This window comes from Bacillus sp. WC2507 (assembly GCF_052656125.1).
In genome coordinates this window covers 2834517-2848512 of record NZ_JBQXPN010000001.1, presented here as the reverse complement: position 1 = coordinate 2848512, position 13996 = coordinate 2834517, and the positions used below count along the sequence as shown (strand labels likewise).

At 32.1% G+C, this 13996-nt stretch carries 18 protein-coding genes; 10 read left to right on the top strand and 8 right to left on the bottom strand.

Annotated features, from left to right (window positions below):
- Positions 1-6 precede the first annotated feature (6 nt).
- On the bottom strand, positions 7-1161 hold the full coding sequence (locus ACUN28_RS15225) for a glycosyltransferase family 4 protein (protein ID WP_016087462.1): 1155 nt from the start codon (positions 1159-1161) through the stop codon (positions 7-9).
- A 198-nt stretch (positions 1162-1359) separates the two neighbouring features.
- Between ACUN28_RS15225 and ACUN28_RS15220 the strand changes: the two genes are divergently transcribed.
- On the top strand, positions 1360-2424 hold the full coding sequence (locus ACUN28_RS15220) for a CotS family spore coat protein (protein ID WP_016136715.1): 1065 nt from the start codon (positions 1360-1362) through the stop codon (positions 2422-2424).
- 708 nt (positions 2425-3132) lie between these two features.
- Here the strand turns inward: ACUN28_RS15220 and ACUN28_RS15215 are convergent.
- From ACUN28_RS15215 to ACUN28_RS15185, 7 genes are all read right to left on the bottom strand, one after another.
- Complete coding sequence (locus tag ACUN28_RS15215) at positions 3133-3279, bottom strand: hypothetical protein (protein WP_016087460.1); 147 nt, start codon at positions 3277-3279, stop codon at positions 3133-3135.
- Between the two features lie 354 nt (positions 3280-3633).
- A complete protein-coding gene (locus ACUN28_RS15210; RefSeq protein WP_000847586.1) occupies positions 3634-4029 on the bottom strand; it encodes a hypothetical protein in 396 nt (131 codons plus the stop codon).
- A 77-nt stretch (positions 4030-4106) separates the two neighbouring features.
- Positions 4107-4349 carry a GlsB/YeaQ/YmgE family stress response membrane protein gene (locus tag ACUN28_RS15205; RefSeq protein WP_016087459.1) on the bottom strand — a complete coding sequence of 81 codons (243 nt, stop codon included), beginning with the start codon at positions 4347-4349 and terminating at the stop codon, positions 4107-4109.
- A gap of 173 nt (positions 4350-4522) precedes the next feature.
- Positions 4523-5488 (bottom strand): nucleoside hydrolase, encoded by a 966-nt coding sequence (locus ACUN28_RS15200; RefSeq protein ID WP_001223688.1) that lies wholly within the window; start codon positions 5486-5488, stop codon positions 4523-4525.
- 77 nt (positions 5489-5565) lie between these two features.
- The gene (locus ACUN28_RS15195) at positions 5566-5754 is read right to left on the bottom strand and encodes a DUF3970 family protein (protein ID WP_000621878.1); all 189 of its coding nucleotides are present in this window, start codon (positions 5752-5754) and stop codon (positions 5566-5568) included.
- Positions 5755-5823: 69 nt separating this feature from the next.
- The gene (locus tag ACUN28_RS15190; RefSeq protein WP_016087458.1) at positions 5824-6609 is read right to left on the bottom strand and encodes a class I SAM-dependent methyltransferase; all 786 of its coding nucleotides are present in this window, start codon (positions 6607-6609) and stop codon (positions 5824-5826) included.
- Positions 6610-6805: 196 nt separating this feature from the next.
- The gene (locus ACUN28_RS15185) at positions 6806-7174 is read right to left on the bottom strand and encodes a hypothetical protein (RefSeq protein ID WP_016087457.1); all 369 of its coding nucleotides are present in this window, start codon (positions 7172-7174) and stop codon (positions 6806-6808) included.
- Between the two features lie 481 nt (positions 7175-7655).
- On the opposite strand from ACUN28_RS15185, the gene ACUN28_RS15180 reads away from it, so the two are divergent.
- The 9 genes from ACUN28_RS15180 to coaW all read left to right on the top strand — a co-directional run bounded on the left by ACUN28_RS15180 (position 7656) and on the right by coaW (position 13994).
- Positions 7656-7808, top strand: a complete 153-nt coding sequence (locus tag ACUN28_RS15180) for a YqbF domain-containing protein (RefSeq protein ID WP_071680000.1) — start codon at positions 7656-7658, stop codon at positions 7806-7808.
- A gap of 169 nt (positions 7809-7977) precedes the next feature.
- Complete coding sequence (exsC, locus tag ACUN28_RS15175) at positions 7978-8412, top strand: exosporium protein ExsC (protein ID WP_000148801.1); 435 nt, start codon at positions 7978-7980, stop codon at positions 8410-8412.
- Positions 8413-8706: 294 nt separating this feature from the next.
- Entirely contained in the window at positions 8707-9909 is a 1203-nt protein-coding gene (locus ACUN28_RS15170; protein WP_000269247.1) for an MFS transporter, read from the top strand.
- A 153-nt stretch (positions 9910-10062) separates the two neighbouring features.
- Entirely contained in the window at positions 10063-10365 is a 303-nt protein-coding gene (locus ACUN28_RS15165; protein ID WP_071742405.1) for a hypothetical protein, read from the top strand.
- A gap of 165 nt (positions 10366-10530) precedes the next feature.
- Positions 10531-10893, top strand: coding sequence for a hypothetical protein (locus ACUN28_RS15160; protein ID WP_000756858.1), 363 nt, complete (start codon positions 10531-10533; stop codon positions 10891-10893).
- A 133-nt stretch (positions 10894-11026) separates the two neighbouring features.
- The gene (locus tag ACUN28_RS15155) at positions 11027-11233 is read left to right on the top strand and encodes a hypothetical protein (RefSeq protein WP_445423398.1); all 207 of its coding nucleotides are present in this window, start codon (positions 11027-11029) and stop codon (positions 11231-11233) included.
- 183 nt (positions 11234-11416) lie between these two features.
- A complete protein-coding gene (locus ACUN28_RS15150; RefSeq protein WP_016087456.1) occupies positions 11417-12616 on the top strand; it encodes an LL-diaminopimelate aminotransferase in 1200 nt (399 codons plus the stop codon).
- Positions 12617-12672: 56 nt separating this feature from the next.
- Complete coding sequence (locus ACUN28_RS15145; RefSeq protein ID WP_016087455.1) at positions 12673-13071, top strand: 3-hydroxyacyl-ACP dehydratase FabZ family protein; 399 nt, start codon at positions 12673-12675, stop codon at positions 13069-13071.
- Positions 13072-13163: 92 nt separating this feature from the next.
- Positions 13164-13994, top strand: coding sequence for a type II pantothenate kinase (coaW, locus tag ACUN28_RS15140; RefSeq protein ID WP_000446250.1), 831 nt, complete (start codon positions 13164-13166; stop codon positions 13992-13994).
- The last annotated feature ends 2 nt before the right edge of the window (positions 13995-13996 follow it).

Below are 13996 nucleotides of genomic sequence, written 5' to 3'. Positions count from 1 at the left end.
TTCTCTTCATCCTCCCCTTGAATTCAATAGCACTTCTTTATATACTCCAATTAAATTCATGGCAACACGATTCCAACCAAAATCCTTTTCAACTTTTAAACGTCCATATTTCCCCATTTGAACTCTCGTAGATTCATTATTTAATAGATTAATAATTTTCTCTGCATATGCATCAGGGTTCTCGAAATCATTGACAATGTAGCCATTTTTCCCTTCTTCAATTACTTCAGGGTTACCACCCCGATTACTAGTTATAATTGGTAATCCCGCCGCCATCGCTTCATAATGTACCCTTGCAAGAGGTTCTTGCCACTGAGAAGAACAAACGAAAAGATCTGACATAGCGTACAGTGTTGGAATATCTTTAGGCTTAACAAATTTAATAAAGATTACATTATTTTGAAACATTGCTCCCAATGTATATAGATGTTTTACATAGTTGTTTACGTTGTTATCACCAAACCATTTTGACCCTATAAAAACCATTACAATATCCGGGTTTTTTTCAATGATTTTAGGTAGAGCTTGTAGCAAAATATGAGGTCCCTTTACTTTACTCAAACGTCCAACAAACAAAATCACCTTTTTATTTTGCAAATTCAACTCTTTCTTTACATAACGTTTAACTTCTTTTCCATTTATAGTCCAAGCAGGATAGTATTCATTTAAATCTACACCTGAATACACTGTTTTTGTCTTAGGCTTTGCTATCTTAAAACGAGAGGTAATTGTTTCTCCTATATAATCACTAACTGTAATAATTTTTGAAACAGCTTTAATACATTCCTCTCCTTCTTGATCACTCATCTTTTCATACGCAAACATTTCATTATGCACACTTAATACAAATTTTGTCTTTGTTGCCACTTCACTTAAAAGCGTAATCCAATTAGGGCGATTACATAAATGAACCACATCATATTGTTGATTTCTCAAATGTTCCAGAATATCATAAAGATATCCCTCTTCTGCAAAGCGTATATATCTTACACCACCCTTTTTTTCTTCCGATTTTAAATTTGGATCTGTTATGGAAATAACTGTTACATCATTTCCTTTAGAGGCAATAATGGAGGCAACGGAATCTATATAAATTTGAATAGCCCCCCCTCTTACAGCAGGTACAGGTAGCTTTTCAGTAGAAATTATTGCAATCTTCATTTTTCACCCTCCCTATTTCATAAAAATACAATTCTTTTCAATATATGTTACGGAATAAGTTTTATCATTGTGAATTATTCATTGTTTTTTCTATTCTTTACAATCAAAATTAGGCAAAATATCACTTTTTTATTTTAAAGGCGAATGTCTCAAACAAAATTGACCATGCACCATAAAGTAATAAGAGAATACAAAAGGATGGTGACATATTTGGAAATTCAAAATGAGGAAGCGGCATATATACTATCACCTGAAGAAGAGGAAAAGTTAATATCGTTAGCAGAAAGCATGATTAAACATTGGGATATCCATACAACTACAATCGAGCTTATACAAGGTGGTCAACTTGCTCTAGTGTGGAAAATTCATACTTCAGATGGACCATTTTGTTTGAAAAGAATCCATCGCCCTGAAAAGAAAGCTTTATTTTCAATTCATGCTCAAGATTATCTTTCTAAAAAAGGCATGCGTGTTCCAAATATAATCCCTAATAAAAAGAACCAACTCTATACAAAACACGGTCCATTTTTATTTGTTTTATACGAGTGGATTGAAGGTAGACCTTTCGAACTAGCTATGCAGGAAGATCTTGAAATGATTATGAAGGGATTAGCAGATTTTCACTTAGCTTCAATTGGTTATAAGCCACCCCCAGGTATACCTATCTTTACAAAATTAGGTCGCTGGCCTAATCATTATATTAAAAGATTTCAACAAATGGAGGTTTGGAAAAACCTATCTGCAACTTTGATTGATGACCCTTTTTCACAACTATACTTAGCTGAAATCGATCCTTTTATTACAGAAGCAAAACTTACGTATCAACGTTTATTAGAGTCTGAATATCGAAAGTGGACAGCAGAATTACATGTATCCCCAAATTTATGCCACCAAGATTATGGTACAGGAAATTCTTTACTTGATACGAATAATCAAATTTGGGTAATTGATTTAGATACCGTTTCATTCGATCTACCGATTCGGGATTTACGTAAAATGATTATTCCTTTATTAGATACAACAGGTACATGGAACGAAGACCAATTTAACATTATGATTAATGCATATGAATCCGTTTCTCCATTGACAGCTGAACAAAAAAAAATCATGTTTATCGATATGCTATTTCCTTACGAGTTATATGATGTAATCCGTGAAAAATACGTCAGAAAAGCCCCACTACTTGCTGATGAACTCGCTGGAGCTATGGAGTATGAAAGGATAAAATCAAAGGAATTAAATATATTAATAGATAAATTTTAAAGTCGCTTAATTATTCGATATGATTTATTTTTAAACTAAACCTGCAGTTCAAATACATCTTCGAATTTAAATCAGTAGGTTGCTTCAATTACAGAAAAAATGATTTTACATTCATTGAAGACATACGATATTAGAAATGATGTTCCAATTGAATTTGGTTCAAAATCACCTTAATTATAATAAGATATCTTTCCTATATAAATAAAGTAACGTATTTCTTACTATAATAAATATAAAGTTTAAATATGGGTCTGAATACGAAAAAGAAAGTTTTATGTGTTAACTCATAACAAATTATTTATATATCACATACACTTAAACTATATATATTTTATGTATATTAATAAAAAAAGCATGACATAAAATCGTCATGCTTTTTATTTTCATTCAATAGTTTTAAGTTTTAACTTGTTATTCAACTCTTTTCCCAATAAAAGACTGCTTTACTTGTAACTAGTAAAAATCCTCCACTTCATAAAAAACCTCATTTGCTTCTCTATCCGTTGAAAACATGACAATGGACATTTCAAACGGCTGAACAAAAGCTGTAAAATCTAATATATTTATCGCTTTATAACAGTTAAACGGTATTGTCTCATTGTAATACGAATCGAATCATCCGATTTCCCTTTAAAAGTTTGTTTAATCTTCAATTGCAAACAAATTACTATCGCTAAATAATGTGTCTATATAAATTTTTATATAAATTTAATCGATGAATGTTAACTTATTTAAGAATGTAGTGATAATACTTTTTACAGATTCAAAATTATTAGCACATGTATTATCTCCACTTAATGATGTAATTACGGTTAATCCTGCTGCTTTAATAAAATGTTTTACATCTAAGTGCATAGAAATAGCCTTCATGAATTTAGTTACGCCTATTATTACAGAAGTATTGCGACTGAAACATGGAAGGAATAAACAAACGTCCTCTTTAAGGATTTATTTTCTACTCTCAACTTGTTTTAGCGCATTATATACTGATTCGATTTCTTATTGTATAAAGTGAAAATTTAACTAGTGTGGTAGCGTCTATCCCCACTGATTATTAGTCCACACCAATCGGGCTTTTCCGAGTAGTTACTCTCCCGCCCATCTTCTTTGCTTTACAGCTAAACTTACGGTGAGAGTCTTACTGCCTGTTAATTCGCGATAAATAAAAAGGCTGCCCTAATATAGGACAGCTTCAAATATGTATACATATTACACTTCGATTGACTTACCATCTTCAACAATATGATAAAGTAAGTGAGCTAAATGATGAATTGGGCCATACTCTTCCTCTTCCTCATCTGTTTCACCGTGGAATTCAAGATCATTTAAGTATAGTGCTAAAAATTGATAATATAGTTTTAAATCAAATCCGTAGCACGCAGTTGGCTCTTCATGATCGCCTTCGTATTGTAACATTAAGTATTGATCATTTCCTTCTGCATCTTCTGCATCAAAGAATACAAAGAATCCAACGTTTGTATCTAAATCAAATAGATGACGAGTACCTTTTTCTGTTGCTTTATTGAAGTCCTCTTCACTTAATTTATGTACTGTTGTCGCTTTAGCATTATCTTCTTGATGGAAATTTACTGTAAATGTTTTCAATGCTGACACCTCCTGATTGTATAATACTAGCATAACATATAAAAAGGACTGCTTACAAATGTAAACAGTCCTTACATTCATTTTCGCATTGCTCGTAATAAGAAACTTACAATAAAGATTAAAATAACCGCACCGATTAAAGCTGGAATAATTGCAAATCCGCCGATTACAGGGCCAAAACTACCCAGTAATTTCGTACCAATCCAAGAACCGATAATACCAGCAATAATATTACCAATTACACCACCAGGTACGTCCTTCCCAGTAATTAAACTTGCAAACCATCCTAATATACCACCTACGATTAAAGACCAAATCATATGATAACCTCCTTTATATTTCACCAATCAAATTATAATTAGAAACAATTGCTTACCATTAGTTATGTTACATTTTTCATTAGTTATTCATACAGATCAACTATTAGATTATTTCAAAATAATGAACGACCAGTTTTTTCGTCTTCTGGTTGATGCCTTTCGTATTACACAAATTAAGGACAATCGGGCTTTAATATCGTTCGCATAAATTCTTCTTTAAAAGCCGGATAGTTAAAACCAACCGCAATTTTTTGAATAGGCCTATTATCAAACGTTGTCGGCTCAGCTATTTTTCTAAAGTCTGCCACACTTTGTCCTCTTGTTACGTCATTTGTCGTACTAATCCAAACTGCAGATTTTTTATATTCAAAAATATCATCATTTATAAATGAAATAAACGGAAGTAAATCGTGAATCGGACTTCCAGTAATACCCGGGTATTCTTTTTTATAAAAGTTCTCATAATAAAAATCTATCATTGGTTTAATAAGCTTTGCCTGCCCTGTTCCTTCTTTATTAATAATATCCAACATTTCAGGAGTAATTCGTGCTTCTTGCGTGACATTTAAAGGATAAATAGTCGCATTCTTTGCGTACTTCATTACAATATTTGCGGCGATTGGATCTCCATAAAAATTCGCTTCTGATACAGGAGTAACGTTACCAGGAAATAAAAAAGCACCGCCCATAATATAATACGAACATACCTTATCCATTACATTTGGATATAATAAAAATAACGTTGCCAATGTTGTTAATCGTCCTGTCGCTACGATAACAATATCTTCTGGACAAGGTTCAATTAATTTAATTAATTCACAAAAATTTTCCCGTTTACAAATCCTCATATCAGGTGGAATAATTGGTCCTAAACCGTGATCCCCATGAATTTCTGGGAAGAATAATGGCTCTTCAGCTGTCATTGGTCTTGCTGCACCTTCAATGATCTTTACTTCTGTAGCATAGTATCTTTCTAAAAAATACACATTTTCCGTTACAATTTCTCGCGATACATTTCCATATTCAGCAACAATACCTAAAATATCTAATTTACATGTTTTATTTGCATAAATTAACGCCACAGCATCGTCAATACCAAAGTCTCCAAAAAAGATGATTTTCTTATTAACTATCCTCACCCCTCTTCAACATAATCTACTATTATTATTATGTGAAAAAGACAAGGCTGTGAAACGGTGCAAACTAAAAAAGCCGCCTATTTATTGGCGACTTCGATCTTTTTATAAGATAAATATGCTAGTACATTTTTACTTGAATCGTATTTTGGATTATTTCCTTTTCTCGGTTCTCTCAAATGTGTTTTTTCAAATCCAGGAATATCCGGCATTTTCTCCATAAATTCAAGCATTTCTTCTTCAGTTCCTTCAATACGTACGCGAATCATTATTACTTTTCCTCAATTCTCATTTTCTCTGTACTAAGTATAACGTACTTTGAAAAGACTGCAAGAAATTTATCTTTTTAATGTCGCGCTTTTTTTACATACAAACAATGCCATTTCAGTATAGAACGATATAATTTTATTATTTTCATATTGAATGTTAAAGAATTCTTGCATTTCAACTGATGTTTTCATCATACATTCTGTTAACTTCATACGTTTCTGCAAAGGTACATTCATCATATTGCACCACCAGTCAAATTCAAACTTCTTGTCAAAAGTAAGACATGACTGCATTTGCAAACCGTTTTTTTCTAACAAAGTAATCCATTCTGTTTTTTTCAACGCTCGTTCATGACTCGGATCTCGCTTTTTTTCTATAAAATTATAAAATGTATCGTATTCATTATTTTCTGGTGAAACATTATCTATTAAAATAAACAATCCATTATCTTCTAACGTACGATTTACTTCATAAATAAACTGAGCTGGATTCGTAAAATGATGTGCTGCAATTCGGCACGTAATCGTATCAAAAGAACTATCGGAAAACGGTAAACTTTCAGCGTTTCCATCGACGAAAGATACATTATCATGTCCATTACTTATAATAAAGTTTTTCGCATTCTCTAACATTTTTTCTGTTAAGTCTAAAGCAACTACTTCTTGAAACAATGGAGCTAATACATTCGCAACATGTCCTCCACCAGTAGCAATATCAAGAAGACGCTTATTATGACGAGACTCAACTTGTTGAACTACATATTGTAAATCCGGTCCTTTTGCATGAATTTTACTTTTCACATACTTTTCCGCATTATTACCAAACTGTTGTTTTACAAGCTCTTCTTTACTCATTTTATCATCTTCTTTCTATTGTTATTTACATATAGAATTCATATAATAATTAAAGTTCTCTTTATGTATTTTCAAATCCTCTTTTCGGCTCACTTCTTACCATGCTGTCCTATCATCAATATAATATAGATTTTACGTTTTATTATTAAACAAAAAAGGCTACGGGAACTTGTCCCCTAACCTGACTAAATATCTATTACATTTTTACTTTTTCATATACATCTATATAATATAAATCCTCTTTCAACTTCATAATAACGTCTACTTCGTTATAAGTAGCCTCACGAGCATGTAAACCAAATTGATCCATGCCAATCCATATCCATCCAGGTGTATAATATAGAACGTCAATGTTAAAATAATCTAATTTAGTAAGCTCCGATATAATAAATTTATCATTATTAGCGATTTGTTTATCTATTAAACCATATTCTTTTCCATTTTCCAATAACGATATAATTTTCCCTACAATCGGATGTTCACGCACAATAAAGTGATATTCCTTTTCCTCCACATTCGCCACAATCAAACGAGAATCAGATAAATCCATCCCTAAATTCGACATCTTAATTTATTCACCTCCTTTATGAGTTTCACAAACATAATAACAAATGAATATTCAAATAAAATTAATGTATTGTAAAAAAAATATAAAAACTGACTCCCCTTTAGAAATCAGCCTTTATATTTTGATCATCTGTATACTTTTAGCAACTATTATAATGTTTCTTTTTCCTCATCATTCCCGGAAACTAAATTTCCAATAGCATCAGCCGTTACTTCAACTACAAATTCACAAATACCTGCTACTACTTCTCCAATCACTTCATCCATCTTTTTTACCCCCTTATTTTATGTAACTTATTTGTAGTATAGATGAAATTGGTTATTTTTTACTATCGGAAAACGTGACAACAACATTACAGTTTTGTAAGATTTTTTAATTTGTTGAGCTTCTATCCTTTGAAACTCCAAGTATGATTAACAAGCATATAGGCCATCATAAGTTTAAGTAAGTTCCAATTATGCTAGAGGAGGCGTGTAAAATATACTACGTAAAATTAATTAAAGGTCAATCATTCTATGCTTTTGATCATCGTTTCTTAATGTCTGAAGAAGAAGAGGTTTCCGAGAAAGTTTATAATTACTTACGTCGTAATGAATTTTTCGAAGTGCGTAAAGAAGAATATTCTGCTTAATTACAAAAAGCATCAAGAAAAATATCACCTAATTGTGGTATATTCTTGATGCCTTTATTCGATTTCCCTCTTTTCAACAATTGTGCTCCATTCTCTTAATACATTCTATTATTTGTCCAAGCTATTTCATTGCTACTTTCATATTTTAGTATATGAGGAGGTGACGAATATGACTCATATCATTGATTACCAAGCTACTCAACCTATAAGTAAAACTGGTGAAACAACTTTTGCAATCCCAGCTTCTCCAAATAAAGCAATTCTAGCAAATTTGAAATTGAGAATTTCAAGTAGAGATTCACGTAATAATCGAGTAGAATTAATCGCTACAGTTGGCGTAAAAGGTATAACTGAGATTTCACAAATTTTATTCCGAATTTTCCGTGATAACATTGAAATTTTTAATACACAAGTAGGTATTGAATCTACAGATTCTGAACAATTCTATGCTCAAACATTTCAAGCTATAGATCAAAACGTTGGCAGTGGAACACACCAATATTCATTAACTGTAGAAAACCTAACTAGTGGTGCAAGTGCAGAAGTTATTGGTCCTCTATCTTTTAGCGCATTAGCTATTGGACAAGAACGTAAATGCTGCTAAGCCAATCTAATATTTAATTTTGTACTTGAGAAAAGCGAGACGTACTATGTACGTTCTTGCTTTTTTATATGTATCCTTACTTTCAATAGACACTTCATCATTAATTTTTCACATTTTTATTGCTTATTTCACCAACTAATAAATCAATTTTTTAACAAATCAAAAAGATTGAAATCCATTCATGAAACACGTAATATAGACTCTGACTCTAAAAAATTCGTTATAAATTATACATAAAATAAGGAGGTTTTATATACGAGTTTTTCATTTTAAAAGACGGAGAGGTTTTATATTATGTGGCGTAATAAAAATGTTTGGATTGTATTAATTGGGGAGTTTATTGCTGGTTTAGGGTTATGGCTTGGTATTCTTGGTAACCTTGAATTTATGCAAAAATATGTCCCTTCTGATTTCATGAAATCAGTTATATTATTTATCGGACTATTAGCAGGTGTTCTAGTTGGTCCTATGGCTGGTCGCATTATTGATCAGTATGAAAAGAAAAAAGTTCTTCTTTATGCCGGATTCGGTCGTGTTATTAGTGTTATTTTCATGTTTTTCGCTATCCAATTTGAAAGTATCGCCTTTATGATTGCATTTATGGTTGCTCTTCAAATTTCAGCAGCATTTTATTTTCCTGCATTACAATCTGTAATTCCACTTATCGTACGTGAGCATGAATTATTACAGATGAACGGTGTACATATGAATGTAGGTACAATCGCTCGTATTGCAGGTACTTCACTAGGTGGGATTCTTTTAGTTGTAATGAGTTTACAGTATATGTATGCCTTCTCAATGGCAGCATACGCTTTATTATTCCTCTCAACATTCTTCCTACAATTTGAAGATAAAAAATCAACAACACCAAGTAAACAAGCTGCAAAAGATAATAGTTTTATGGAAGTATTTCGTATTTTAAAAGGAATTCCAATTGCTTTTACAGCACTTATATTAAGTATTATCCCTCTATTATTTATAGCTGGATTTAATTTAATGGTAATTAACATTAGTGAAATGCAACATGATCCGACAATTAAAGGATTTATATATACAATTGAAGGCGTCGCATTTATGTTAGGTGCCTTCGTTATTAAACGTCTATCTGATCATTTCAAACCTGAAAAGTTACTATATTTCTTCGCAGTTTGTACTGCTTTTGCACATCTATCATTGTTCTTTAGTGATATAAAATGGATGTCTCTTACATCGTTTGGCTTGTTTGGCTTTAGTGTCGGCTGCTTCTTCCCTATTATGTCGACAATCTTCCAAACAAAAGTGGAAAAAAGCTATCACGGCCGTCTCTTCTCATTCCGTAATATGTTTGAGAGAGTGATGTTCCAAATTGTCTTACTCGGCACAGGCTTCTTCTTAGATACGATTGGATTGCAGTACATGGTCTTAATTTTCGGCGTCATTTCATTATTAATTATTTTCATTTCATTATCTAAACAGAAACAATATGAAAAACAACCTTCGCAATCTGCGAATTTATAACATAAACAAAGACGCATGAATCATATTAGATTAATCCATGTGTCTTTGTTATATAAAACCTTATTTATTACGCTTATTGTAATTATTTAAAGGAGTACCCTCTTTCACTTTCGAATACAGTATACTAACATGATATATACAGGAGGTGCGAAATTGTCTGATGGTATGCAGTTATTTATTATCTTTATTTTTGTATTAGCTCTGTTTAGCATCATAAACTTTTTAGCTATTTCCCTTTCTCAACATAACTTTAAAAGAAGAATTGTGGCAGGTTTCATATTTTTACTGTTAACTCCCATTATCTTTTTGACTACTTCAGCTTTAACTTCTATATTCAATAAAGCTAGTTTTGGAGCAGTCAACCTAACCTTTTCTATTGTAAATGTATATATTTTAAATGGCATTGTCATTCTTCTTTCCGCTTCATTTATCCACAAAAAACAAAACATAAGATAGTACACTAGGCATGAATCTGACTTTACACTAGATTCATGCTTTTTCAATTCCCCCTAAATTTTTATATGAAATTAAATAATTCTTTATAAAAATTTAAACTTTATTTATTACAATGTTCGTATCGTATTCGCACGTTTATTGATAAAGAAAAGAAAGGAGTACAAAATGAAAAAGGTTCTATTAATTATTCCAATATTCATCGTTCTACTTAGTGGATGTAGCAATAATGATATATACGGTTCTTGGGAGATCATTGACGACAAAAACGGTCTTTGCCCTGCATCTTATAAATTTGAAACAGTTGTAAAAGAAGAAAAGAAAGAAAAAATTGTTCAAAACTTAGTGGAAATGCAAACAACGAAGAAAAAAGAAGATTTATACAAAGGTTCATTTATAAAAGATTCTAATGTATATCACATTGATTATGGTAACTCATTTACATCAGATCAAACTATAAAAGTTGTCGATGGTACATTAAATGTATACTTTTATGCAGTGGAAAGATTATGTACATATAAAAAGAAATGATTACACCTCATATGAAACGCAGAAAATATTTTCTGCGTTATTTTATTTCACAAAGCTTTCTCAAAAGGTTTCCCTCTTTTAAATCTTTTAATTTAAATGTAATATTATACAATAACAATATTTTTACTGTGAGGTGCTTTTTTTGAGAAGTTTAAGTTCATTAATTGTGTCAACAATCTGTTCCATTATCCTAATCCTATGGAATACATTTTCATTTTATGAAAAATTCACGACAGGAGATTCATACTATTGGCTTAGTGGTATATTAGGCCTCGTTTTCGTGTTCTTTTTTATCCAAAATATGCGGGATATACTTCACAAAAACTACAAAACTTCCTAAACATAATAGACAGTTCAGTTAACCGATCTACCTTATTTACACCACCCCTTTCAAAATAGACTAATCCTCCCTCTAAATTTGTCAATCGTTTTAATTTTCATAAAAAAATGATAAAATGTAACCATGTGTTTTCAGAATAATTAAAAACGCGGAAAGAAAACACTGTTTTTAGGAGGGGTTTTGATGACTTACACGTTAGCAACTAGAATGAAAGCATTCCAATCTTCTATATTTAGTGAATTAGGGGCCTATAAAAAAGAAAAAATTGCAGCAGGTCACAAAATGATTGATTTAAGTATCGGGAATCCTGATATGCCGCCTGCTGACTTCGTAAGAGAAGAAATGGTACATACAGCAAGTGAAAAAGAAAGCTATGGATACACATTAAGTGGTATTAAAGAATTTCACGAAGCTGTAACTGAATATTATAATAACACTCATAATGTTAAATTAAATGCTGATAAAGAAGTTTTATTATTAATGGGTTCACAAGATGGACTCGTTCATTTACCTATGGTTTATGCGAATCCGGGAGATATTATATTAGTTCCTGATCCAGGATATACAGCTTATGAAACAGGAATTCAAATGGCTGGTGCAACATCCCACTACATGCCTTTAAGGAAAGAAAATGATTTCTTACCTAACTTAGAAGCCATCCCTGAAGAAATTGCCGATAAAGCGAAGATGATGATTTTGAACTTCCCAGGGAATCCCGTTCCGGCAATGGCTCATGAAGATTTCTTTAAAGAGGTAATCTCATTCGCGAAAAAACACAATATTATCGTTGTTCATGATTTCGCTTATGCTGAATTTTATTTTGATGGTAATAAACCAATTAGCTTCCTCTCTGTACCTGGTGCTAAAGAAGTTGGCGTAGAAATCAACTCTTTGTCAAAAAGTTATAGTTTAGCGGGTAGCCGCATTGGATATATGATCGGAAACGAAGAAATAGTTCGTGCGCTTACTCAGTTTAAATCAAATACAGATTACGGAGTGTTTTTACCCATTCAAAAAGCCGCATGTGCTGCACTGAGAAATGGGGCTGCTTTTTGTGAGAAAAATCGCGGTATTTATCAAGAGCGTAGAGATACTTTAGTCGACGGTTTCCGAACATTTGGTTGGAACGTCGATAAGCCAGCTGGTAGTATGTTCGTTTGGGCTGAAATTCCACAAGGCTGGACTTCTCTAGACTTCGCTTATGCATTAATGGATCATGCGAATGTCGTTGTTACACCAGGTCATGCATTTGGACCTCACGGGGAAGGCTTTGTACGTATTGCACTAGTTCAAGATAAAGAGGTGTTACAACAAGTTGTGGAAAACATTAGAAATAGCGGTATTTTTTCTCTTGAAAAAGCAAATGAATTAGTTAAAAATTAATGATAACTCCCCTGCTTAACTGTAGCAGGGGTATTATTCATTGGAGGTATTTTCATATGCATATTAAAGACACTCTTCCCCATCGTTATCCATTTTTAATGATTGATAAAGTGACAAATGTAAAACATGGTGAATCCGTTACGGGATATAAACTCATTACAAATAATGAGTGGTTTTTAAATGATAGTCAAAAACATATGCCTCATATGTTAATCGTAGAAGCACTTGCTCAACTTAGTGCATTTGTACATACAAGTGACTCTCAAGGATTAGGCTTCCTCTCCTCATTAGATGGGGTTGAATTCCACGGAAAAGCAAATCCCGGTGATAAACTTGATTTACATTATGAGCTAACTCGCAATCGCCGAGGTTTTGTTCTCGGTAAAGGCACCGCAACTGTTAATAACCAGCCGATTGTAACGATAGAAAAGCTATTAATATATCAAGCAGAATAGAGATGATGTAATTCACCCGGGTATCTATCTCCTACAAATTCGTCTCACCAACATGAACAGAGTAAACAAATTACTTGGTTAGGAGCAGGAAGATGGAAAGTACTATCGGTATTGATGCTGGAGGAACATTAACGAAAATTGCTTACTTGAACGAAAAAAAGCAATTAGCTTTTGAAAAATTTTATTCAAATGAACAAGATAAAATAATAAATTGGCTTAAGAAAAACACTGGTAAAAAACAAATATGTATTACAGGTGGTAAAGCAAAACAATTACAGCAACTACTTTCAGACTCATATAAAATAGTAGAACTAAACGAATTTGAAGCTACTCTTATAGGTGTCCGATACATTTTAAAAGAAGAGAAATATGATATAAACAACTTTATTTTAACAAATATCGGTACAGGTACTTCTATTCATTACGTTTATAATGACAAATATATTCGAGCTGGTGGAACTGGTGTTGGCGGTGGTACTATTATGGGACTTTCAAAATTGTTAACAAGTATAGATCATTTTGAAGATGTGATCCCTTTAACAAAAATAGGTTCTAGAAAAGAACTAGATATTACGGTTGGAGATATTTATGGTGGAATTCTCTCACCTATTGATAATAGCTTAACTGCAAGCAATTTTGGTAAAGCCGCTATTACAGCATCAAATTATAATAACTCAGATATACTTGCTACTGTACAAGGACTTGTCGGTGAAGTCGTTACTGCATTAAGCCTTCAATTCGCCGAAACAAAAAACATTAACCATATTATTTATATTGGTTCGACTCTATGTAATAACGTGCACCTTCAAAATATTATTAGTAGCTACACAAAATATCAAAATAAAACACCTATTCTTTTACAAGATGGTGGTAATAGCGGTGCGATTGGTGCTTTACTCCATGTTACAAATAAAAAAGGCTGACT